This is a genomic window from Ciceribacter lividus (genome assembly GCF_003337715.1).
GTDB classification, from domain to species: domain Bacteria; phylum Pseudomonadota; class Alphaproteobacteria; order Rhizobiales; family Rhizobiaceae; genus Allorhizobium; species Allorhizobium lividum.
This window is the reverse complement of sequence record NZ_QPIX01000002.1, coordinates 80,395-101,599: the sequence shown is the minus strand read 5'-3', so window position 1 is coordinate 101,599 and position 21,205 is coordinate 80,395. Positions and strand designations below refer to the sequence as shown.

22 protein-coding genes are annotated in these 21,205 nt (G+C 64.7%); 8 read left to right on the top strand and 14 right to left on the bottom strand.

The features are described 5' to 3' along the window. Positions 1 to 7: 7 nt before the first annotated feature. From nadC to nadA, 3 genes are read right to left on the bottom strand one after another with little or no spacing between them, the layout of a single operon-like run. Positions 8 to 916: a carboxylating nicotinate-nucleotide diphosphorylase gene (gene nadC / locus DFR48_RS04340; protein ID WP_114361936.1), complete on the bottom strand. Its 909-nt coding sequence runs from the start codon at positions 914 to 916 to the stop codon at positions 8 to 10. Between the two features lie 24 nt (positions 917 to 940). Further along, positions 941 to 2,533: an L-aspartate oxidase gene (locus DFR48_RS04335; RefSeq protein WP_114361935.1), complete on the bottom strand. Its 1,593-nt coding sequence runs from the start codon at positions 2,531 to 2,533 to the stop codon at positions 941 to 943. A gap of 43 nt (positions 2,534 to 2,576) precedes the next feature. Next, positions 2,577 to 3,650, bottom strand: coding sequence for a quinolinate synthase NadA (gene nadA, locus DFR48_RS04330; protein WP_114362306.1), 1,074 nt, complete (start codon positions 3,648 to 3,650; stop codon positions 2,577 to 2,579). 245 nt (positions 3,651 to 3,895) lie between these two features. Here nadA and DFR48_RS04325 point away from each other — a divergent pair, with 245 nt between their 5' ends. The 4 genes from DFR48_RS04325 (at position 3,896) to DFR48_RS04310 (ending at position 7,429) form a co-directional block, all read left to right on the top strand. Then, a complete protein-coding gene (locus tag DFR48_RS04325) occupies positions 3,896 to 4,549 on the top strand; it encodes an HD domain-containing protein (RefSeq protein WP_114361934.1) in 654 nt (217 codons plus the stop codon). 9 nt (positions 4,550 to 4,558) lie between these two features. Further along, positions 4,559 to 5,407, top strand: coding sequence for an MOSC domain-containing protein (locus tag DFR48_RS04320; RefSeq protein WP_114361933.1), 849 nt, complete (start codon positions 4,559 to 4,561; stop codon positions 5,405 to 5,407). 143 nt (positions 5,408 to 5,550) lie between these two features. Beyond that, entirely contained in the window at positions 5,551 to 6,771 is a 1,221-nt protein-coding gene (locus DFR48_RS04315) for an MFS transporter (RefSeq protein ID WP_114361932.1), read from the top strand. Positions 6,772 to 7,174: 403 nt separating this feature from the next. After that, a complete protein-coding gene (locus DFR48_RS04310) occupies positions 7,175 to 7,429 on the top strand; it encodes a hypothetical protein (protein WP_114361931.1) in 255 nt (84 codons plus the stop codon). Here DFR48_RS04310 and recO read toward each other — a convergent pair. Next, positions 7,357 to 8,130: a DNA repair protein RecO gene (recO, locus tag DFR48_RS04305; RefSeq protein ID WP_114361930.1), complete on the bottom strand. Its 774-nt coding sequence runs from the start codon at positions 8,128 to 8,130 to the stop codon at positions 7,357 to 7,359. The genes DFR48_RS04310 and recO overlap by 73 nt on opposite strands. A 156-nt stretch (positions 8,131 to 8,286) precedes the next feature. On the opposite strand from recO, the gene DFR48_RS04300 reads away from it, so the two are divergent. Next, positions 8,287 to 9,387 carry an AbrB family transcriptional regulator gene (locus DFR48_RS04300; RefSeq protein ID WP_114361929.1) on the top strand — a complete coding sequence of 367 codons (1,101 nt, stop codon included), beginning with the start codon at positions 8,287 to 8,289 and terminating at the stop codon, positions 9,385 to 9,387. Between the two features lie 15 nt (positions 9,388 to 9,402). On the opposite strand, the gene era is transcribed toward DFR48_RS04300, so the two are convergent. The 8 genes from era to rpoZ all read right to left on the bottom strand — a co-directional run bounded on the left by era (position 9,403) and on the right by rpoZ (position 16,349). Then, positions 9,403 to 10,350, bottom strand: coding sequence for a GTPase Era (era, locus tag DFR48_RS04295; protein ID WP_114361928.1), 948 nt, complete (start codon positions 10,348 to 10,350; stop codon positions 9,403 to 9,405). Between the two features lie 15 nt (positions 10,351 to 10,365). After that, a complete protein-coding gene (gene rnc / locus DFR48_RS04290) occupies positions 10,366 to 11,079 on the bottom strand; it encodes a ribonuclease III (protein WP_114361927.1) in 714 nt (237 codons plus the stop codon). Then, complete coding sequence (gene lepB / locus DFR48_RS04285) at positions 11,076 to 11,819, bottom strand: signal peptidase I (RefSeq protein ID WP_114361926.1); 744 nt, start codon at positions 11,817 to 11,819, stop codon at positions 11,076 to 11,078. The genes rnc and lepB overlap by 4 nt, the downstream gene beginning before the upstream one ends. Positions 11,820 to 11,947: 128 nt before the next feature. After that, positions 11,948 to 12,352: a holo-ACP synthase gene (gene acpS, locus DFR48_RS04280; RefSeq protein ID WP_114361925.1), complete on the bottom strand. Its 405-nt coding sequence runs from the start codon at positions 12,350 to 12,352 to the stop codon at positions 11,948 to 11,950. A 307-nt stretch (positions 12,353 to 12,659) separates the two neighbouring features. Next, positions 12,660 to 12,812 (bottom strand): DUF3563 family protein, encoded by a 153-nt coding sequence (locus DFR48_RS04275; RefSeq protein WP_112686783.1) that lies wholly within the window; start codon positions 12,810 to 12,812, stop codon positions 12,660 to 12,662. 161 nt (positions 12,813 to 12,973) lie between these two features. Next, entirely contained in the window at positions 12,974 to 13,546 is a 573-nt protein-coding gene (locus DFR48_RS04270; RefSeq protein WP_147273507.1) for a hypothetical protein, read from the bottom strand. Between the two features lie 87 nt (positions 13,547 to 13,633). Further along, a complete protein-coding gene (locus tag DFR48_RS04265; RefSeq protein WP_114361923.1) occupies positions 13,634 to 15,853 on the bottom strand; it encodes a RelA/SpoT family protein in 2,220 nt (739 codons plus the stop codon). A gap of 100 nt (positions 15,854 to 15,953) precedes the next feature. After that, positions 15,954 to 16,349 (bottom strand): DNA-directed RNA polymerase subunit omega, encoded by a 396-nt coding sequence (rpoZ, locus tag DFR48_RS04260; RefSeq protein ID WP_112686777.1) that lies wholly within the window; start codon positions 16,347 to 16,349, stop codon positions 15,954 to 15,956. A 298-nt stretch (positions 16,350 to 16,647) separates the two neighbouring features. On the opposite strand from rpoZ, the gene DFR48_RS04255 reads away from it, so the two are divergent. The 3 genes from DFR48_RS04255 to DFR48_RS04245 all read left to right on the top strand — a co-directional run bounded on the left by DFR48_RS04255 (position 16,648) and on the right by DFR48_RS04245 (position 20,132). Then, complete coding sequence (locus DFR48_RS04255; protein ID WP_114361922.1) at positions 16,648 to 17,232, top strand: LabA-like NYN domain-containing protein; 585 nt, start codon at positions 16,648 to 16,650, stop codon at positions 17,230 to 17,232. A 221-nt stretch (positions 17,233 to 17,453) separates the two neighbouring features. Next, positions 17,454 to 18,968, top strand: a complete 1,515-nt coding sequence (locus tag DFR48_RS04250) for a globin-coupled sensor protein (protein WP_114361921.1) — start codon at positions 17,454 to 17,456, stop codon at positions 18,966 to 18,968. A gap of 84 nt (positions 18,969 to 19,052) precedes the next feature. Continuing rightward, positions 19,053 to 20,132: a bifunctional transcriptional activator/DNA repair enzyme AdaA gene (locus DFR48_RS04245; RefSeq protein ID WP_114361920.1), complete on the top strand. Its 1,080-nt coding sequence runs from the start codon at positions 19,053 to 19,055 to the stop codon at positions 20,130 to 20,132. Positions 20,133 to 20,157: 25 nt separating this feature from the next. Here the strand turns inward: DFR48_RS04245 and DFR48_RS04240 are convergent, their stop codons facing one another. Both DFR48_RS04240 and smpB read right to left on the bottom strand, forming a co-directional pair. After that, on the bottom strand, positions 20,158 to 20,592 hold the full coding sequence (locus DFR48_RS04240; protein WP_114361919.1) for a DUF3830 family protein: 435 nt from the start codon (positions 20,590 to 20,592) through the stop codon (positions 20,158 to 20,160). Continuing rightward, positions 20,592 to 21,068: an SsrA-binding protein SmpB gene (smpB, locus tag DFR48_RS04235; protein ID WP_112686763.1), complete on the bottom strand. Its 477-nt coding sequence runs from the start codon at positions 21,066 to 21,068 to the stop codon at positions 20,592 to 20,594. The genes DFR48_RS04240 and smpB overlap by 1 nt, the downstream gene beginning before the upstream one ends. Positions 21,069 to 21,205: the final 137 nt, after the last annotated feature.

Below are 21,205 nucleotides of genomic sequence, written 5' to 3'. Positions count from 1 at the left end.
TTCCGCCTCAGGCGATCGTAATGTCCAGCCCGATGTCCAGCGTCGGCGCGGCCATGGTGATCTTCGAGGTCGAGATGTAGTCGACACCCGTCTCGGCGATCGCCCGGATCGTCGAGAGATTGACGTTGCCGGAGGCTTCGAGCATCACGCGGCGGCCCGCAGTCCAGTAAGCCGCCTCGTCGAGACCGCTATGGGCCCGGTTGATGGCCACCGCCTGGCGCAGCGTCTCCGGCCCCATGTTGTCGAGCAGGATCACGTCCGGTTCCGCCGTCAGCGCCTCACGCATCTGCTCAAGTGTGTCGACCTCCACCTCGACCTTCACCAGATGGCCGGCATAGCTGCGGGCCGCGCGCACCGCCTCGGCCACGCCGCCGCAGACGGCGATGTGGTTGTCCTTGATGAGGATCGCGTCATCGAGCCCGAAGCGGTGGTTCGAGCCGCCGCCGAGCCGGACGGCATATTTCTCCACCGCCCGCAGCCCCGGCAGCGTCTTGCGGGTGCATGTGACCCTTGCCCGCGTATGGGCAATCTCGGCGGCGAAGCGCGCCGTGTAGGAAGCGACGCCCGAAAGATGCATGAGGAAATTGAGCGCCACGCGCTCGGCCGAAAGCAGCGAGCGGGCGGGGCCGCTCACCCGCGCGATCGGCGTCCCCGGACCAACCCGGTCGCCGTCCGCGGCGATCGCCTCGAAGACGACGGCGGGATCGACGATGCGGAAGGCCGCGCGCGCAAGCTCGATGCCGGCGACGACACCCTCCTCGCGGCTGTTCATCTCGGCCGTCGCGACGCGCTCCGGCGCGATCGTCGCATAGGTGGTGATGTCGCCGGCGCGGCCGAGATCCTCGGCGAGCGCCGCCTTCACCTGATCCTCGATCATCAGCGCCGGAAGGACGGGGCGGAAGGTCTCTGCGGTCATGGTGGCATTCCCCTTCTTGTCACGTTACCCGGCAATCTCGGCGGCCGTCCGCTCGGCATCCTTCAGCGTCATGTAGGTGCGGTGACGCCAGCTCTCGACCGTATAGGGGCAGTCCGAGCGGAAATGCCCGCCGCGGCTCTCCTCGCGACGATAGGCGGCGGTCGCAATCAGCTTTGCCGCCGCGACCATGTTGGAGAAACGGATGCGGGTGTTCTCGCGCTCCAGCCGCGCTATGTCGCGGATGAGGGTCTTCAGCCCCTCGCCCGAGCGGATGACGCCCGCTTCCGCCGACATCCGCCGGCGCAGCTCGGCAAGCTGCGGGCTATCCTCCAGCGTGACGAGCTCGTCGTTCTCCCCGGCGTTCTTCGGCCATTCGTAGAGGGTCGATTCCGGCAGCATGCCCTTGATGTTCTCGGCGATGCGGGCTGCGAAGACCACGGCCTCCAGCAGCGAGTTCGACGCCAGGCGGTTGGCGCCGTGCACGCCGGTCGAGGTCACTTCGCCCGCCGCCCAGAGCCCGTCGACGGTCGTTTTGCCATCGGCATCCACCAGCACGCCGCCCATGTGGTAGTGCACGGCCGGAACAACCGGGATCGGCTGGGTCACCGGGTCGATGCCCGCTTCCATGCAGGAGGCGTAGACGGTCGGGAAGCGCTCGCGGAAGTGCGCGCCGACCGCCTTGGTGCAGTCGAGGAAGGCGCCGCGGCCCGCCTTCACCTCGGCGAAGACGCCGCGGGCGACCACGTCACGCGGTGCAAGCTCGGCATCGGGATGCAGGTCGGTCATGAAACGATGGCCGGCGGCGTTGACGAGGATCGCGCCGTCACCACGGAGCGCCTCGGTCGCGAGCGGTGCCGGATCGCGGCCGATGTCGATCGCGGTCGGATGAAACTGCACGAATTCCGGGTCGGCGATCATCGCGCCCGCCTTCGCCGCCATGCCGAGACCTGCGCCGCGCGCCTCCGCCGGATTGGTCGTCACCTGGTAGAGATGGCCGATGCCGCCCGAGCACATCACCACCGCGCGCGCCGGGAAGGCAACACGGGTCTTGGACTTGCCGGCGTCCGGCCTTGCGATGACGCCCGAGACGAAGCGGCCTTCGACCACCAGCTCCTCGACGACATAGCCTTCCATGACGCGGATCGAGGGTGTGTTGCGCACCGCGGCGATCAGCGCCTCCATGATCGCCTTGCCGGCCTGGTCGCCCTTCACGCGCACGATGCGGCGCTCGGAATGGGCGGCCTCGCGCGAGAGAAGGAGCTGGCCTTCGAGGCCGCGATCGAAGGGAACGCCGTAGGAGAGAAGGTCGCGGATGCGGTCCGGCCCTTCCGAGATCATCAGCCGGGCGATCTTCTCGTCGACGATCCCGGCACCGGCGGCGAGCGTATCGGCAAGGTGCTTCTCGACCGTGTCGCCTGGGCTCATCGCCGCGGCGATGCCGCCTTGCGCCCAGGCGGAAGAGGCGCCGTGACCGATCGGTGCTGCGGCGAGCACCGTGACCGGACGCGGCGCGAGCTTCAGCGCGCAGAACAGGCCGGCAAGCCCGCCCCCGACGATCACGATGTCGTCGATGCCCTGCCACGACTGCGGCCGGATGGATTCGATATTGGTGGGCATCAGACTGGTCTCCCCCGGCCCAGGGCCGATCTTGCAGGCAATGCTATTGCTTCAGGTTGATCATCCGCTCGACGGCGAACCGGGCGCGGCCGGCGATCGCCGGATCGACGGTGACTTCCTCGGTCATGAAGAGCAGGCTGTCGAGGATCTTCGGCAGCGTGATCCGCTTCATGTGCGGACAGAGGTTGCACGGCTTGACGAAGTCGACGCCCTTCACCTCCGCCTGGATGTTGGAGGCCATCGAGCACTCGGTGACCAGCAGCACGCGGCCGGGGCGCTTCGTCTTGACGTAGTCGATCATGCCCGCGGTCGAACCGGCATAGTCGGAGACGGCAAGCACGCTCGGATGGCACTCCGGATGGGCGACGATCTCGATCGACGGATCGGCAGCCTTGTATTCGAGAAGCTCCTCGGCGGTGAAGCGCTCGTGCACCTCGCAGTGCCCCTGCCACGTCAGGATCTTCTTTTTCGTCTTCTTGGCGACGTTCATCGCCAGGTATTCGTCCGGGATGCAGAGCACGGTGTCCGATTCGAGGCTGTCGACGACCGCGACCGCGTTCGACGAGGTGCAGCAGATATCGGTTTCCGCCTTCACGTCGGCCGAGGTGTTGACGTAGGTCACGACCGGCACGCCGGGATAGCGCGCCTTCAGCGCGCGCACGTCGTCACCGGTGATCGATTCCGACAGCGAGCACCCCGCGCGCCCATCCGGGATCAGCACGGTCTTCTCCGGATTGAGCAGCTTCGACGTCTCGGCCATGAAGTGAACGCCGCACTGGATGATGATCTCGGCGTCGACGCGGGTCGCGTCGCGGGCAAGCTGCAGCGAATCGCCCTTGATGTCTGCGACGCAGTGGAAGATTTCCGGCGTCTGGTAATTGTGGGCGAGAATGACGGCGCCACGCTCCTTCTTCAGCCGGTTGATCGCGTGCACATAGGGCGCGAAGACCGGCCATTCGATCGCCGGGATGAAGCCCTTCACGCGCTCGTAGAGATGTTCGGTTTCCTTGGCGACGGCCGGAGTGAAGGAGAGGTCCGGGCGCTCCAGAACTCCGTATCGTTCGGCGGCACTGCGTACCGGGACGATGCCGGCTCCCGCGCTTTGCACCTCTTGCATCCTGATCTCCCCGCCGTCGCCGGCTTCCATTTATGCTCAATTTGAGCATAATCAAGGTCAAAGAAAACCGGCGCGTGCCGGTACGCTCGATTTAGAAACTTTTGTGACAAGTTGCAAGGGGCGGCGTCGCTTCGACGACATGCGACATATCGGCATGGCGCGCACCGGAACCGGCATTGCGCTCCGGCCGCGACCCGGTTACGTGGTGATGGAAATCGCCTTTCCCCTCCTTGAGGTCCCCGCCGATGTCCTCTCCGCCGATCGCCGATGCCTTCGCCCCGCACGAGGCGCTTGCGGCCGAACTCCTCGCCCACGCCACGGAAAGCGATGACGGCTCGCACGACGTCGCCCACGTGCTGAGGGTGTTCCGCAACACCATGCGGATCGCCGAAAGCGAGGGCGGCGACACCCGGATTCTTTCCGCCGCGGTCCTCCTGCACGACTGCGTGGCGGTCGAGAAGAACTCGCCGCTCCGGGCAAGCGCCTCGCGGCTGGCGGCGGAGAAGGCGGCAAAGATTCTCGCCGGTCTCGGATGGACGGAGGCCGACATCGGTCGCGTCAGCCACGCGATCGAGGCCCACAGCTTTTCCGCCGGCATCGCGCCCGAGACCCTGGAAGCAAAAATCCTGCAGGATGCCGACCGGCTCGACGCCATCGGCATGATCGGCGCGGCGCGCTGCTTCTACATCGCCGGCCGGCTCGGCTCGGCGCTCTACGACCCCGCCGATCCGCTCGGCGCAAACCGCGCGCTCGACGACAAGCGCTTTGCCATCGACCATTTCGAGACGAAGCTCTTCCGGCTCGCCGACGGCTTCCAGACGAAAAGCGGGCGCGCGTTCGCACGCGAGCGGCACGAGCGCCTCCGCCACGTCCTCGACCTCTTCATCGACGAAATCTGAGGGATCATCATGCAGGTCAGCGAACTGAACATCTATCCCCTGAAGAGCGCCCGCGGCATTCCGTTGCCGGTCGCCACTATCGACGCCCGCGGACTTGGCGGCGACCGCCGGATGATGCTGACGGGGCCGGACGGTCATTTCGTCACCCAGCGCGAACTGCCGGATCTCGCCCGACTGCTGGCACTGCCCGCCTCCTCCCACCTCATGCTGCGCCTCGACGACGGCCGCGAGATGATGGTGGCGCCGCCCCATCCCGAGCGCCGCATGAACGTCGCCGTGTGGAAATCGATCGTCAGCGCCGCGGTCGCCGACGACAGCGTCAACGCCCGGCTTTCGGACTGGTTCGGACGGGAGCTGAAGCTCGTCTTCTTCGACGGCGAGGCACACCGCACCGCGAGTGCCGAATGGGCAGGCCCGGATACGCCGGTCGCGTTCGCCGACGGCTATCAGGTACTGGTGACGACCACCGGATCATTGAAGGCGCTCAATGCCGACATGGAGGCTCATGGCGAGGGCACCGTCGGCATGGAGCGTTTCCGCCCGAACATCGTCGTCGACTGCGACGAGGCCTGGGCCGAAGACCGCTGGGCGGCCATCGAGATCGCCGGCCTGCGGCTCGATCTCGTCAAACCCTGTTCGCGCTGCGTCATCACCACCCAGGACCAGCAGACCGGCTCTCGCGAGGGCGCAAGTCCGATGCCGGCAATGGGCCGCCTGCGCATGTCGGCCGACCGCCGCGTTCCGGGTCCGCTCTTCGGCTGGAACGCCGTGCCCCGCGGCGAGGGAAAGATCGCGATCGGCGATGCCGTGACCGTCATCGACACGCGCGCCGAAGGCTGGGCGATCAAGCAGCGGTGACCACCGCCGCGCCTCGACCCATCACCTCTCCGCACCCCAACATTGACAGCCATCAATTCCTCTGATGATTCCTTCAGGAAAACGCGCTTTTCCGTCTTCCTGACGCGCTCTATCGTCTGCTGCCGAAACAGGAGACGGAATCCATGACCACGACCACGCGAAACCCCATGCCCTGGCTGATCATCGTCAGCGGCTCGCTGATCGCGATGATGACCTTCGGACCCCGCTCGGCCATGGGCTTCTTCCAGTTGCCGATGCTCTCCGACACCGGCTGGGACCGTTCGACCTTCGGCCTTGCAATGGCGATCCAGAACCTCGCCTGGGGCCTCGGCCAGCCGTTCTTCGGCGCGCTCGCCGACAAGTACGGCACCGGGCGGGTGCTGACCCTTTCCGGCCTGCTCTATGCCGCGGGCCTGACCGTCATGGCCCACGCGTCCTCGCCGGTCTGGCTGCATATCGGCGGCGGCCTGCTGGTCGGCCTTGCGGTCGCCTCGGGCTCCTTCGGCATCGTGCTGTCGGCGTTTGCCCGCAACGTCACGCCCGAGCAACGCTCCTTCGCCTTCGGCATCGGCACCGCCGCGGGGTCGGCCGGCATGTTCCTGTTTGCGCCGCTCAGCCAGGCGCTGATCTCGAACTTCGGCTGGTCGGACAGTCTCGTCTGGCTCGGCGCGCTGATGCTGATCGTGCCGCTGCTCGCCTACCCGCTGCGCGGCAACGCCAATTCCGGCACCCAGTCGAAGGCGCAGGCGCAGCAGACCGTCGCCGAAGCCCTGCGCGAAGCGCTCGGACACCGAAGCTATCTGCTGCTGACCAGCGGCTTCTTCGTCTGCGGCTTCCAGGTCGCCTTCATCACCGCCCATTTCCCGGCCTATCTCGGGGATATCGGCATCGACGCCCGCTACGCGGTGATCGCCATGGCGCTGATCGGCTTCTTCAACGTGATCGGTTCGCTCGCCTCGGGCTTCATCTCGCAGCGTTATTCGAAGCCGTACTTCCTCGCCTTCATCTATGTCGCCCGTTCGGTCGCGGTCACGGCTTTCCTGCTCCTGCCGCAGACGCCGTTCTCGGTGATCGTCTTCGCGATCGTCATGGGACTGCTGTGGCTCTCCACCGTGCCGCCGACCAACGCGCTCGTCGCCATCATGTTCGGCACGCGCCACCTCGGCCTGCTCGGCGGACTGGTGTTCCTGTCCCACCAGATCGGCTCGTTCCTCGGCGTCTGGATGGGCGGCTATCTCTACGACCGGATGGGCTCCTACGACACCGTCTGGTGGTTCGGCGTGGCGCTCGGCGTGTTCGCCGCGATCGTCCACTGGCCGATCGCCGAACGTCCCGTGGACCGCGCGCTGCCGGCGGCGGCGTGAGAGGTCACGATCGAACACATTTTTTAGCAATTGCGGCAAAGCCGATGATTTTTTGCCGCAATGCACCCACAATCCCGGTGTCACAAAATATTATTTTATTTTTCACCCCCTGAAGGTTGACGGAGAAGCACCTCGCGCCTACCTTGAGCCAGCTGGTTCGAACAGAGAACCGACTTAACGTTTCAGCCCGGGATGTTCGATCAACGAGCTCCCTGCCAAAAGGAGGTCAGAATGCGTGTTGTCTTTCTTCATGCCGCCCGTCCTTGGCACCTCTCCCCCAACGGCGTGCACACGGCCGGCAAATGCCGATCCGTGTGTCGAATGTGACGCCGAACAATCACTGAACTTCACAAGCTGAGTCCAACGATTGTCCGCGCGGAATGCGCGGGCGGGGATACTGATTATGGAAAAGAGAGTTATCGAGTACGCCGGTATACCGGTCGGAATTTCCGTTCCTGACGGGGACCGGGTCAAGTTCATCGCCGTCAAGTTTCCGGTCATCGATCTGGATGGCGGCACCTACCGCAACATCGTCGAGCTGCAGCTCGCGATCCACGACCACATGAAGAAGAACGGTGCGGACGGTCAGGCCATGTTCTCGCACGCCGCCAATGCACTGTCCGGCTCGCCGGCGCGCAAGGCCTTCAATGCAGCCTGAAGAAAACCCTCGCGAGCCGCGCCGGGCGTGATGCCCCGCGGCTCGTAGACATGCCTGCCGAGAAAGAACCCTGTCAGGCGAAACGCATCGGTCAGGCTTTCGGCCGTCGCAGCACTCGACGCCCCGGCGGAAAGAAAGGGCGGCAGGGCCAGCATCTTGTCCGCCCAGGGCTCTCCTGCCTCCCGGCAGACGGCCCGCCCCGATTTCGGAGAGACATAGACGAGCTCCTCCCGCGCGCCGGTCGCCGCACACTGGGCGAGGTCGAGCCCGAAACCCAGATCGTTCAGCACCGCAAGCTCGAAGCGGATGAAGAGTTCGCCCGCCGAGCGCGCCTCGTGCAGGTGGTCGAGGATGATGTCGAGCATTCCGAAGAGATGCGGATGGGGATCACGCTCGGGAAGGAGCCGGAGCAGCGCCGCGAGCGCCTGCACGCCGTAAACGGCGGTCGCGCTCTCCATCAGCCGGGCGGCGCGCAGCGTCAGCGGCTCCACCCGATATTCGCCGAGATGCTCGTCGAGGCGCGCGCGCCAGACGACGTCGAGCCGGTTTCCGGGCTGCAGCATCGGCTGCATGGTGCGGGAACGGCCGCCGCGCACGAGGCCGAGATGCCGTCCGTGCTCGCGGGTCATCATCTCGGCGATGATGCTCGTCTCGCCGTGGCGCCGGGCGCCCAGGAATATCGCTTCGTCGGTCCATTGCATGGTTTCGTTCTACACCAGATCGACCGCCGGGCACAGGTCCGCCGGCAGGAGGAAAGCGACCGGACTGCGATTTCCCGCCACGTGCGCGATACATTTCATTAGGAATCGGTATAGTAGCCGCAGCACGACGCCCTTCCCGATGCGAGCCTCCCCCGAATGTCATCTGACGACCGTCCGTCGACCGAACCCGCACTGGAACCCGGCCTGCTGACGCGGCTGCCGGTGCCGCTGCGCTGGGCGGTCCTCCTCCTGCTTTCGGTCGTGCTTGCCGCGATACTGGAAGAGATCGGCATCCCCGGCGCCCTGCTTCTCGGCCCCATGCTGGCGGCGATCGCGGCCGCAACCAACGGCGCGCGTCTCTCCGTGCCGCGCCTTCCCTACTTCGCCGCCCATTCGATGATCGGCTGCGTGATCGCCCGCGCGCTGGACCTCAAGATTGCCGAGACCTTCCTGCACGGCTGGCCGCTCTTTCTCTCGGTGGTGCTGGCAATCGTGCTCGCCAGCACGGTCACGGGTTATCTCATGGCCCGCAGCGGCATCCTGCCGGGAACGACGGCGATCTGGGGGACGTCGGCCGGCGCCGCCTCGGCGATGATGCTGATGGCGGAGGCCTACGGCGCGGATGCGCGCCTCGTCGCCTTCATGCAGTATCTGCGGGTGGTCTGTGTCGCCTCCGCCGCATCGGTGATCGCGGCGCTCGCCTTCCATGCCGCCGGCGGCGAAGCCCAGCCGATCGACTGGTTCCGCCCGGTCGACACGCTTGCCCTTCTCGAAACGCTCGCCGTCGCCTTCGCGGCGAGCGCCGTCGGCGCGCTCCTCAATATCCCGGCCGGCACCATGCTGCTGCCTATGATCGCCACCGCCGCACTCTCGACGACGGGCCACCTGCAGATCGAGCTGCCGCCATGGCTGCTCGCCATTTCCTACGGCGTGCTCGGCTGGAAGATCGGCCTCGGCTTCACCCGGCGAATTCTCCGCCACGCGACGAGCGCGCTGCCGCAGATAATGCTCTCGATTGTCGTGCTGATCGCCTTTTGCGGCGCGCTCGCGGTCCTGCTCTGGGCGACGCTCGGCGTCGACCTGCTGACCGCCTATCTGGCGACCAGCCCCGGCGGGCTCGATTCGGTCGCGATCATCGCCGCCTCGACGCCGGTCGACATCTCTTTTGTGATGGCGCTGCAGACCGCGCGTCTCTTCATCATCATCCTGATCGGCCCCCCGATCGCCAGGATGGTGGCGCGGCGGCTGAAGACCTGACCTCAGTCTTGCCGGTCAGCCCTTGGGGAATTCGAGGCCCATTTCGCGGTAGCGCTCGGGATCGTTGCCCCAGTTTTCGCGGACCTTGACGAACAGGAAGAGGTGCACCGGCTGCTCGAGGATTTCCGAGAGCTCCTTGCGCGAGGCGGTGGAAATCGCCTTGATCGCCTCGCCGGCCTTGCCGAGAACGATCTTCTTCTGGCTCTCGCGCTCGACATAGATCACCTGCTCGATGCGTACCGAGCCGTCCTTGCGCTCCTCCCACTTCTCCGTCTCGACATGGGAGGCGTAGGGGAGTTCCTGGTGCAGCCTGAGGAAAAGCTTCTCGCGGGTGATCTCGGCGGCGAGCTGGCGCATCGGCAGGTCGGAGATCTGGTCCTCCGGATAGTACCAGGGGCCTTCCGGCAGCGTCGTCGCCAGATAGTCCATCAGGTCGTCGCAGCCGGAACCCGTCGTCGCGGAAATCATGAAGGTGCGCTCGAACCGAACCGCCTCGTTGGCAGCGGCGGTGAGCTTCAAAAGCTGTTCCGGCTGCACCCGGTCGATCTTGTTGAGGACGAGGATCTTCGGCTGCGGAACCTCCTTCAGGCCCTCCAGGATCGCCTCGGCATCGCCGCGCAGTCCCCGTTCGCTGTCGATCAGCAGCAGGATCAGGTCGGCATCCTTGGCGCCGCCCCAGGCCGACGTCACCATCGCCCGGTCGAGCTTGCGGCGCGGCTTGAAGATGCCGGGCGTATCCATGAACACGATCTGCGCGTTCTGGTGAATGGCGATGCCGCGCATCACCGCGCGCGTCGTCTGCACCTTGTGGCTGACGATCGACACCTTGGCGCCGACCAGGCGGTTGACGAGCGTCGACTTGCCGGCATTGGTCGGGCCGATCAGGGCGACGAAGCCCGAATGGGTCGGCTGATCGCCGGAATGCTCGCCGCCGGCGGCGGCCATGTTGTCATTGTCGGTCATAGATATCCATCAGCCTCAAGGGGCGGTTTTCTGCCAGACGCCCTCGCGCTCCAGCATCTTCGTGGCGGCGACCTGCTCGGCCGCGCGCTTGGAACGTTCGGTTCCTGTTTCGGGGGCGATCCCCGGAATTTCCACCGTCACGGTGAAGCGCGGATCATGATCCGGTCCGCTGCGTTCCGCAACCTTGTAGACGGGCGTGGCGGCATGTTTGGCATGCGCCCATTCCTGCAGCTCCGTCTTGGCGTCGCGCCGCGCACCGTCGGCCCGGGCAGCCCTCGCGCTCCAGTGCTTCAGCACGAAGCCACGCGCCGCTTCGAGGCCGGCATCCAGATAGATCGCGGCAATCAGGCTTTCCACCACGTCGGCGCGGACGTTCAGCATGTTCTTGCCGGTCAGCTTCTTGACGTCGGCACCGGTGCGGATGAAGCGGTGAAGCTCCAGCTCGTCGGCGATCGCCGCACAGGCCTCGGCGCTGACCAGCTGGTTGAAGCGGACGGAAAGCTCGCCCTCGGTCGCATTTCTGAAGGAGGAAAACAGGAGCTCGGCGATGCAGAGGCCGAGCACGCGGTCGCCTAGGAACTCCAGCCGCTCGTAGTCACCACCCCTGGCGAGCGTCGCGCTCGCATGGGTGAGCGCGCGGTCCAGCCGTTCCTTGTCGGCGAAGGCGTAGCCGATGGCCGCCTCCGCCCGCGCCCGGTCCTCGGCCGAGAGCCCCTTTACCTTCTTCATTGAACGACCTTGAACAGACGGTCCCAACGCATGTTGGCCGGCCACTTCCAGACCTCGCGGAACGACGTGTCGTTGCCGAGCGAGAAGAAGATCACCGACGCGCGGCCGACGAGGTTCTCGGCAGGCACCATGCCCACGTCGAAACGGCTGTCGAGCGAGTTGTCGCGGTTGTCACCCATCATGAAGTAGTGGCCTTCCGGCACGATGAACTCGCGGGTGTTGTCGCCGCGCGAAGTCGGCGACTGGTCGAGCGTGTCATAGGTCACGCCATTGTCGAGCGTTTCGCGGAAGACCGGTACATCGGCGCCCGGATCGAGCCGGTAGTCGGAGGTGAAGCTGCCGTCGGGCTCGCGCGGCACCGGCTTTCCATTGACGAGCAGCACCCCGCCCATGACCTGGATGCGGTCACCCGGAAGCCCGATCAGGCGCTTGATGTAGTCGATGTCGGGGTTCGGCGGGAAGCGGAAGACCACGATGTCGCCGCGCTTCGGTTCGCTGGCGAAGAACCGGCCTTCGAAGAGGTCAGGCGAGAAGGGCAGCGAATATTTCGAATAGCCGTAGGCGAACTTGTTGACGAAGATGTAGTCGCCGACGAGCAGCGTCGGCATCATCGAGCCGGACGGAATGGTGAAGGGCTGGAAAAGGACGGTGCGAATGATCACCGCCAGCAACAGAGCCTGGATGATGACCTTGATGTTTTCCCACAGCCCACTGTGCTTCTTTTCAGCTTGCTCGGTCACGCCGTTTGGTTCCTTTTTCGCGAAATTACGCCCTGTCTAGTCGGTTCGGCCCGCCGCGGCAACGGGAAAGCCCGTGAAATTCCGCCGCACCGCCGGCGCCACGGCGGGAAACAGGCCCCGATGTTCCATTACGGATCAACCGGCCGCGCCTCGATGACCACGAAGGCCTGGGCATAGGGAAATTCGTCGGTCATGGTCAGATGGACCACCGCCTCGTGACCTGCGGGGGTCATGGAGCGCAGGAGCTCCGCCGTCGCACCGGTCAGCACGAGCGACGGCTTGCCGTGCACGGAATTGACGACGCCGATATCCTTCCAGAAGACGCCTTGCGACATGCCGGTGCCGAGCGCCTTCGACAGCGCCTCCTTGGCAGCGAAACGCTTGGCGTAGGAGGCCGCGCGGTTCTTGCCAGCATCGGCGCGTTCGCGCTCGGCATCCGTGAAGCAGCGCCCGGTGAAGCGGTCGCCGAAGCGTTCGATCGAGCGCTCGACACGCCGGATGTCGGCGAGATCGCTTCCTATACCGATGATCATGAAGCCCCCTGCGCCGCGGACATCATCGCGGCTCCGGCCTGCCGGGCCGCGAGAGGCACGACGGTATCCGAAGCGGCAGGTCCAGGCCGCCTGACGTCTCCGCCGGCAGGGAAAGCGGCGAGACGGACACTGCACACGCACCCGGCAGGGGCGCATGAAAATCCGGAGCTTTGCGGCGACGACGAGACATGGGCCACATTTAGTGTATCTGCCCGTCGTCACACAAGGGCGGACAGGCTTCAAGCACCGGATCGTCACCGTTTCCTGGCTTGCGCGCCCTTTCCGGGCGCGCAGAGCATGCCGACGATCAGCGGCCGTTGCGGAACAGGCCGCGGTCGATCTGCCGCTGGCGGTATTCCAGGTCGACCAGGTCGCGCGAGCCGTTCAGATAGGCTGCTTCGCGTTCGGCGATGGTCGGGACGTGCAGGGCGCGGGCCAGTTTACGAATGGGAGCAAACATTGTCTTCCCTCTCTTCTTTCATCATTTCCACTGACCACGAATATAATGGTGCAGCGCACAAAGCACCACGCATGGAAGCGGTACCCAGCCATGCAGGAATCGCATAACGACATACATCGAGCAGCAGTTCTGCTTAATTGCGAGGCAGAACGCCCCTCCGCTCAGCGCGAGCCGGACTGCAGCAGCTTCGGTCGGATTTCGTCGTCCCAGACCAGATCGCGACAGGTGGCGATCTCCGCCATGCCGAGCCGGAAACGGCGGTCGTCGGACCCGAAGCGCGCGCCCGCCGGCAGAGCCTCGTCCCCATCGCAGAGTGCAAGGCCGGCTGGAATGTCGACCATCAGGGAACCGGAAGCCTCCCGCCGGATCGAGAAGAGGCCGCCATCGCATTCGACGGCACAGTCGAGCACTTTCGCCTTGCCGGCGACCGGGCGGCAGCCGCCCGAGAGCTGGAACGCTTCGGAAACGCCGCGGAACCGGAATTCGAGGTTGATGATGCTCTCCGCCTGCGGCCAGTCCGGCCGGTAGGAGAGAATGCGCATCTCCGTCACGTTCTGGTGCGGATGGCTGCCCAGATGCGCCTTGTCATAGCGACGGGCGAAGCACGTTGAAGCGATTTCTCCGCGCTGGAGTTGCCGGCCATAGAGCAGCGTCTCGTCACCGTCGGCGGCAAAGACCGGCGCCGGCAGCGCGGCCACAAACATCACGAGCACGGAACCGATTGCCGTCTTCATCACCATCGTCTCCCCTTCCCCATCCCGCGCAGTTGACCACAGCCTTCGGGCGGCGTCCAGCGGGTCGGCGACCGAGCAAAATGCAGCTCAGTCGTAGACGCGCTTGACGGTCGAGATGCATTCGAGATCCTTCAACTGGGCGATCAGCTGGTTGAGCTGGCGCAAGTCCCAGACCTCGACGTCGATCGCCATTTCGGTGAAATCGGTGGCGACGCTCGTCATCGTGAGGGTGCGAATGTTCACGTCGAGGCCGGCCATGGTCTGCGCGACCTTGGCGAGCGCGCCCGGCTCGTTGAGCGCGTTGATCAGGATGCGGGCGACGAAGCGCGCCTTGTTGGCCTCGTCGAGATCCCAGCGGACATCGATCCAGCGTTCGGGCTCCTCGTCGAAGCGCTGCAGCGCCGAGGCCTGGATCGGATAGATGGTGATGCCCTTGCCGTCTTCCATGATGCCAACGATACGGTCGCCGGGAACGGCGCCCGCCGGCGAAAAATGCACCTGCGCGCTGCCCGAAAGCCCGCGGATCGGCAGCGGTTCCGGCCCCTCGGCCGCGCCTTCCGCCAGCTTGCCCTTGTTCGGCAAGCGGAAGACCATGCTGTCGGCGCCGCTCATGTTGAACCAGCCCTCGTCGCTCGCCGGCTTCACAGTCACGCGCTCGTCCTGGTAATCGGGGAAGACCGCCCGCAGCACGTCGATCGACGACATCTCGCCACGGCCGACAGCGGCGATCGCATCCTCGACATCCTTGTGGCCGAGCCGATGCAGCACCGGCCGCAGCGCATCGCGCGAGAAAATCTTGCCGGCACGTTCGAAGGTGCGTTCGAGAATGCGATGACCGAGGCCGGAATACTGCTTGCGGATCGCCATGCGGGTCGCGCGGCGGATCGCCGAACGGGCCTTGCCGGTGACGACGATCTCCTCCCAGGCCGCCGGCGGAACCTGCACGCCGGAGCGGATGATCTCGACCTCGTCACCGTTGTTGAGGCGGGTGACGAGCGGCATGATCGAGCCGTTGATCTTGGCGCCGACCGTCGTGTCGCCGATGTTGGTATGGACCGCATAGGCGAAGTCGATCGGGGTCGCGCCGCGCGGCAGCGCGATCAGCTTTCCCTTCGGCGTGAAGCAGAAGACCTGGTCCTGGAAGAGTTCGAGCTTGGTGTGCTCGAGGAATTCCTCCGGGTTGTCACCTTCGGCCAGCGCCTCGATCGTGTGACGGAGCCACGAATACGCATTGCTTTCGCGCGACAGCAGTTCGCCGTCGCCGCCACCCTCGCCGTCCTTGTAGAGCGCGTGGGCGGCGATACCGTATTCGGCGATCTCATGCATCCGCTTGGTGCGGATCTGCAGTTCGATGCGCTGGCGCGACGGGCCGACGATGGTGGTGTGGATCGAGCGGTAGTCGTTCTGCTTCGGCGTCGAGATATAATCCTTGAAGCGGCCGGGAACCACACGCCAGCGGGTGTGGACGATGCCGAGCGCGCGATAGCACGACGGAATGTCGTCGACGATGATGCGGAAGCCGTAGACGTCGGAGAGCTGCTCGAAGGAGAGCGACTTCGACTGCATCTTGCGGAAGACGGAGTAAGGCTTCTTCTGCCGCCCCTTGACTGCCGCGTTGGTCAGCCCGTTTGCGACCAGGAGATCGCGCAGCTCGTCCTCGATCTTCTTGATCAGGCCTTCGTTGCGACGGGAGAGCTCGGCAAGCCGCTCGGTGACCGTCTCGTAGGCTTCGGGATTGATGTAGCGGAAGGAAAGGTCCTCCAGCTCCTCGCGCATGTCCTGCATGCCCATGCGGCCGGCGAGCGGCGCATAGATCTCCATCGTCTCTTCGGAGATGCGGGCGCGCTTCTCGGGCTTCATGTGCTCGAGGGTGCGCATGTTGTGCAGGCGGTCGGCGAGCTTGACCAGCAGCACGCGCACGTCGTCGGAAATCGCCAGCAGCAGCTTGCGGAGATTTTCCGCCTGTTTGGCCTTCTTCGTGACGAGGTCGAGCTTCTTGAGCTTGGTCAGTCCCTCGACCAGGCGGCCGATGTCTTCGCCGAAGAGTTCATCGATCTCGGCGCGGGTCGCCGTGGTGTCCTCGATGGTGTCGTGCAGCAGCGCGACGGCGATCGTCGATTCGTCGAGATGCATCTCGGTAAGGATCGCGGCGACTTCGAGGGGATGGGAAATATAGGGGTCGCCGCTCGCACGGGTCTGCTTGCCGTGCTTCTGCATCGCATAGACGTAGGCTTTGTTCAGCAGCGCTTCATTGGCGTCGGGCTTGTATTTCTGAACCCGCTCCACGAGCTCGTATTGCCGCATCATCCAAAGCCACTCCAACAAACGAAAAGCGCGCCAACCCGTGGGGTCGGCGCACATGAGCACATTGTCGTCGGCGCAAGCTTAGCCCGACATTGCTTGACGATTAGTAATCGTCGCTCTTTTCCGGCGGAACCAGACCTTCGATGCCGGCGAGCAGGTCTTCTTCCGACATCTGGTCGAAGGTGACGGTCTCCGGCATGTCTTCCTCTTCCTCGCTGCGGACGGCAGCGGTGGAAAGAAGTGCGCCTGCATCCTGCTCCGGCTCGTCGACTTCGACATGCTTCTGCAGCGAATGGATGAGGTCCTCCTTGAGGTCGCCCGGCGAGAGGGTCTCGTCAGCGATCTCGCGCAGGGCGACGACCGGATTCTTGTCATTGTCGCGATCGACGGTGATCTGCGAACCCTGCGAGATCTGCCGTGCGCGATGGCTGGCGAGCAGAACGAGCTCGAAGCGGTTCTCTACTTTGTCGATGCAATCTTCAACGGTGACACGGGCCATAGCCTGTCCTTTACGGTCATGATCTTTCGGGATTAACACGCCCGATACAATCAATGGCCGGCGAATTCAAGTTTTTCCTTGATCGCAGCGCTACATTGCGCTCCGGATGGCGGTGCAATCAGCGTGGGAAATTTTCACACCTCAACCAAAACGTGCTTGGAATGTGATCCGTCGTGCACTACATGATTCTTATATGAACAGTTCATAATTTTACCGGACTGCTCATACCCGAAGGACAACGTCCTGACTTTGCATAGGTTTTCCGCTTTGCTCGTTTAAATCCAAAGGGATATTGCGCATGTTTGATCCACGCGAAAAGCTCGCTCTCTTCATCGACGGCGCGAATCTCTACGCGGCCTCCAAGAGCCTCGGTTTCGACATCGACTACCGGAAGCTGTTGAAGGCTTTCCAGAAGCGGGCTTACCTGCTGCGCGCCTACTATTATACGGCTCTGATCGAGGATCAGGAATACTCCTCCATCCGCCCGCTGATCGACTGGCTCGACTACAACGGATACAAGGTCGTCACCAAGCCGGCGAAGGAGTTCACCGACTCGATGGGCCGCCGCAAGGTCAAGGGCAACATGGACATCGAGCTTGCCATCGATGCGATGGAGCAGGCGGAAACGGCCGATCACCTGGTGATCTTTTCCGGCGACGGCGACTTCACCACGCTCGTGGAAGCGCTGCAGCGCAAGGGCCGCAAGGTCTCGGTGGTTTCGACGATGGCCACACAGCCGCCGATGATCGCCGACGACCTGCGCCGCCAGTCCGACCATTTCATCGATCTCGTCAGCCTCAAGGCCGAGATCGGCCGCGACCCGAGCGAGCGCATGGCCCGCGCGCCGGTCGAGCCGGCGACCGGAGAAGACATCGAGGAATAGAGCTTCGCTGTTCCATAAGGCGTCCGCGCCCGGCACCGCAGCGTGCCGGGTGATTTTGCATCTGCACCTTTTTCCGGCAACAATCCGACACGGAAAGGTAGTATTCACGCTATTTATTTGTTTCTTAAGCATTTGAGAGAAGGATGCGACGAGGAAGAATTGCTTCCGGTAGTCGCCTGGCGGCTCGCCACCGCACAGCATTAACAGATAGCAGTAGAGCAATGACCAGTTCCTTCCGGACCCGTTCCGACCTTACCGACCGCCTCTCTTTTCTAAAAATTGACAAAGCGCAAGTTGAAACGCTGATCGCCCTGCAGCCGGTCATCAGCGCCTCCATCGGTCCGGCACTCGACGGCTTCTACGCCGCAGCCAAGGCCAGCCCCGAAACGGCGCGCTTCTTCTCGAGCGACGCTCACATCGCCCACGCAAAGGACAAGCAGCGCAATCACTGGTCGCTCATCACCTCGGGCCGGTTCGACGACCAGTATGTGAATGCCGTGACCGCCATCGGCCGCACCCACGCCCGGCTCGGGCTCGAGCCGCGATGGTACATAGGCGGCTATGCGCTGGTGCTCGAAGGCCTTCTCGACGCCGTTGTGAAGAACGAATTGAAGGGCATGCTGCAGGCCAAGAAAGCCAGGCGCATTTCGGACGGCATCAGCGCCGTCCTGAAGGCCGCGATGCTCGACATGGACTATTCGATTTCCGTCTACCTGCAGGCGCTCGCCGAAGAGCGCGAGAAGGCCGAGCAGGAACGCCAGAAGCTGGAGGCGGAGCAGGACGAGGCGATGGCCGCCATCGACCAGGCGCTCGACGCTCTGAGGACGGGCGACCTGACCTCCAGCATCGAACAGCCGCTCTCGCCGCGTTTCGAGCGTCTGCGCGACAACTATAACCAGGCGCTCGACGCGCTCAGCACCGCGTTTGCGGCGATCGTCGACGAAACGGCCCGCGTGTCGATGAGCACGCACGAGCTTTCGGCGGCAACCGACAACATGGCGCAGCGCACCGAGCAGCAAGCCGCAGCGCTCGAAGAGACGGCCGCCGCCCTCGACGAGATCACGGCCGTTTCCCGGCAGGCCACCCAGCGCACCGAGGAGGCGATGTCCGTCGTGCACGCCTCGGCACAGGAAGCCGTGCGTTCCGGCGAGATCGTCGACGAGGCGATCAACGCGATGGGCGAGATCGAGCAGTCGTCGCGCAGGATCACCCAGATCATCGGCGTCATCGACGAGATTTCGTTCCAGACCAACCTCCTTGCCCTCAATGCGGGCGTGGAAGCGGCCCGTGCCGGCGAAAGCGGACGCGGCTTTGCCGTCGTCGCGCAGGAAGTCCGGGAGCTTGCCCAACGCTCCGCTTCGGCGGCACGCGAGATCAAGCTCCTGATCGATCGCTCCTCGCAGGACGTGGCGCACGGCGTCTCGCTCGTCAACCGCACCGGCGAGGCGTTGCGCACGATCGGCGGCCAGGTGCATTCGATCAACGAGCACATCACGGCGATCGCCACCTCCTCGCAGGAGCAGTCCTCCGGTATCAGCGAGATCAACAAGGCGATCAACAGCATGGATCAGATGACCCAGCAGAACGCCGCGATGGTCGAGGAAACCAATGCCTCGACGCATGAGCTCAACCAGATCGCCGAACACCTGAACAGCCTGCTGTCGCGCTTCAACGTCTCGCGCTCGCAGGTCCACACGCCGGCCTCGACGCAGTACCGCCCCTCCTACGCGGCCTGACACGCCTACCCGCCGCCTGAAAAAGAGAAAATCCGTGCTCTTTTTCCGGCGGCGCGTACCGCGGTTCCGGGTTAGAACAGAGGCATGCTGTTCGACCGACCCACCGACGACATCCTCTACGAAGCGCTTTTAAAGCGCGATGCGGCCTATGAAGGCTTCGCCTGGGTCTGCGTCACCACGACGCGGATCTTCTGCCGGCTGACCTGCCCGGCCCGCAAGCCCAAGCGCGAGAACTGCGTCTTTCAGGAGAGCATCGCCGCCTGCCTCGAAGCGGGCTTCCGACCCTGTCTCCGCTGCCGGCCGATGCTGCGCTACAAGGGCAACGACGCGACCGTCACCGCACTTCTCGAAGCGCTGGAGCGCGAGCCGGAACGGCGCTGGCGGGAGAGCGACCTTCTTGCGATGGGGCTTGATCTTTCCACGGTGCGGCGCGCCTTCAAGCGGCAGTTCGGCATGAGCTTTCTCGAAATCGCGCGGCTGCGTCGCGTCGGACTTGCCGCAGAGACGCTCACCGGGGGCGCTCCGGTCATCGAGGCGCAGCTCGACGCCGGCTTCGAATCGGGCAGCGGTTTTCGCGCCGCGATCACCCAGCTCATCGGCAGCGCGCCGCGTCACCTGCGCGGCAAGGGCCTGCTCAGGGCCGACTGGATCGAAACGCCGATCGGCCCGATGATGGCGATCGCCGACGAGCACGCGCTGCATCTCCTCGAATTCGCCGACCGCCCTGCCCTGCCGAACGAGATCCGGCGCATCAGGGAGAGAACGGGCTGCGGCATCGTCATGGGCCGCACCCCGATGACGGACCAGATCGAGCGCGAGCTCACCCGCTATTTCGACGGCCATGACGACGGTTTCGAAACGCGGATCGCCGGCCACGGCACGCCGTTCGAGCGGATGGTATGGAGCGAACTGCGCCGCATTCCCACAGGCGGCATCCGCAGCTACACCGAACAGGCCAAGGCGATCGGCCGGCCCGGCTCCGTCCGGGCGGTGGCGTGCGCCAACGGCGCCAACCAGATTGCGATCGTCATCCCCTGCCACCGGGTGATCGGCGCCGACGGCGGGCTCACCGGCTACGGCGGCGGATTGTGGCGAAAGCGCTGGCTGCTCGAACACGAGCGGCGGATGGCCGCCGGCCAGCGAACGGCCGAAGCCGCGGAATGACTGCGGCGCGCGGGAACGAAACCGGTTACGCCGAGAACGCTTCGAAAACGATGGCCTGAGCGCCCTGCCAGAGCACCATGCGGCCCATGGCCTCCAGGTGCTCGCGGCCTTCGACAATGGTCAGGAAGTGATTGCCGGCGAGCACGCCCATCTTGCTTGCAAACTGCGAGCTGCCATAGGCGAAGAGCAGCTCGGTTTCGCTGAACCCGCCCGGATAGAGCAGGATGTCGCCGCGCGAGGGGTGGCTGGTATGATTCTCGAAGCCGGCGCCGAACGCGAAATTGCCGAGCGGCACCCAGACCGCCTCGCCGCTCCAGCGGGAATGGATCGTCTGGTTGCGGAACGGCAGGAAGCTTTTGAAGATACGGCAGGTTTCCGGCGCCTTCTCCAGCTCGAAGCGGGCGACGAAGACGAAGGGACCGACCGTCACCTTCAGGAGTTCAGCAGGGGTTCCGCTCATCAGCCGGCCTTCAGCAACCGGCTCTTCTGGCGGTTCCAGTCGCGTTCCTTCTCGGTCTCGCGCTTGTCGTGCAGCTTCTTGCCCTTGGCGAGCGCGAGTTCGAGCTTGGCGCGGCCCTTTTCGTTGAAATAGACCTTGAGCGGGACGAGCGTCATGCCCTCACGGTTGACGGCGGCGCGCAGGCGGTTGATCTCGCGCTTCGACAGCAGAAGCTTGCGGCGACGGCGCGGCTCGTGGTTGAAGCGGTTCGCCTGCAGGTATTCCGGGAGATAGGCGTTGATCAGCCAGATCTCGTCACCCTCGTCGGAGGCATAGGATTCGGCGATGTTGGCCTTGCCTTCGCGCAACGACTTGACCTCGGTGCCGGTCAGGACCAGCCCCGCTTCATAGGTGTCGATGATCTCGTAATTGAAGCGGGCCTTGCGGTTCTCCGCGACAATCTTGTTGACCGTGCGCTGGCTGCCTTTGGGGGCCATGATCTCGTCTTCCGTTCTGCCCATGATTTTGTGGTGTTTCGGCCGCGCTGCGGGCCGGGCGCGGCGGTTGTCATGGGTATGTAATGGAGGATGGAGGGGAAATAAAGGTGGTGAGTGGGCGGCTACGCGCCATGTCG

Coding starts and splice junctions, on each gene's coding strand:
- acpS (WP_114361925.1), bottom strand. CDS start 12,352: ATGATCATCGGTATAGGAAGCGATCTCGCCGACATCCGGCGTGTCGAG.
- DFR48_RS04245 (WP_114361920.1), top strand. CDS start 19,053: ATGCTGTTCGACCGACCCACCGACGACATCCTCTACGAAGCGCTTTTA.
- rnc (WP_114361927.1), bottom strand. CDS start 11,079: ATGAAGAAGGTAAAGGGGCTCTCGGCCGAGGACCGGGCGCGGGCGGAG.
- DFR48_RS04265 (WP_114361923.1), bottom strand. CDS start 15,853: ATGATGCGGCAATACGAGCTCGTGGAGCGGGTTCAGAAATACAAGCCC.
- DFR48_RS04255 (WP_114361922.1), top strand. CDS start 16,648: ATGTTTGATCCACGCGAAAAGCTCGCTCTCTTCATCGACGGCGCGAAT.
- DFR48_RS04315 (WP_114361932.1), top strand. CDS start 5,551: ATGACCACGACCACGCGAAACCCCATGCCCTGGCTGATCATCGTCAGC.
- DFR48_RS04250 (WP_114361921.1), top strand. CDS start 17,454: ATGACCAGTTCCTTCCGGACCCGTTCCGACCTTACCGACCGCCTCTCT.
- DFR48_RS04335 (WP_114361935.1), bottom strand. CDS start 2,533: ATGCCCACCAATATCGAATCCATCCGGCCGCAGTCGTGGCAGGGCATC.
- DFR48_RS04240 (WP_114361919.1), bottom strand. CDS start 20,592: ATGAGCGGAACCCCTGCTGAACTCCTGAAGGTGACGGTCGGTCCCTTC.
- nadC (WP_114361936.1), bottom strand. CDS start 916: ATGACCGCAGAGACCTTCCGCCCCGTCCTTCCGGCGCTGATGATCGAG.
- DFR48_RS04270 (WP_147273507.1), bottom strand. CDS start 13,546: ATGAAGACGGCAATCGGTTCCGTGCTCGTGATGTTTGTGGCCGCGCTG.
- nadA (WP_114362306.1), bottom strand. CDS start 3,650: ATGCAAGAGGTGCAAAGCGCGGGAGCCGGCATCGTCCCGGTACGCAGT.
- rpoZ (WP_112686777.1), bottom strand. CDS start 16,349: ATGGCCCGTGTCACCGTTGAAGATTGCATCGACAAAGTAGAGAACCGC.
- DFR48_RS04325 (WP_114361934.1), top strand. CDS start 3,896: ATGTCCTCTCCGCCGATCGCCGATGCCTTCGCCCCGCACGAGGCGCTT.
- smpB (WP_112686763.1), bottom strand. CDS start 21,068: ATGGCCCCCAAAGGCAGCCAGCGCACGGTCAACAAGATTGTCGCGGAG.
- recO (WP_114361930.1), bottom strand. CDS start 8,130: ATGCAATGGACCGACGAAGCGATATTCCTGGGCGCCCGGCGCCACGGC.
- era (WP_114361928.1), bottom strand. CDS start 10,350: ATGACCGACAATGACAACATGGCCGCCGCCGGCGGCGAGCATTCCGGC.
- DFR48_RS04320 (WP_114361933.1), top strand. CDS start 4,559: ATGCAGGTCAGCGAACTGAACATCTATCCCCTGAAGAGCGCCCGCGGC.
- DFR48_RS04275 (WP_112686783.1), bottom strand. CDS start 12,812: ATGTTTGCTCCCATTCGTAAACTGGCCCGCGCCCTGCACGTCCCGACC.
- DFR48_RS04300 (WP_114361929.1), top strand. CDS start 8,287: ATGTCATCTGACGACCGTCCGTCGACCGAACCCGCACTGGAACCCGGC.
- DFR48_RS04310 (WP_114361931.1), top strand. CDS start 7,175: ATGGAAAAGAGAGTTATCGAGTACGCCGGTATACCGGTCGGAATTTCC.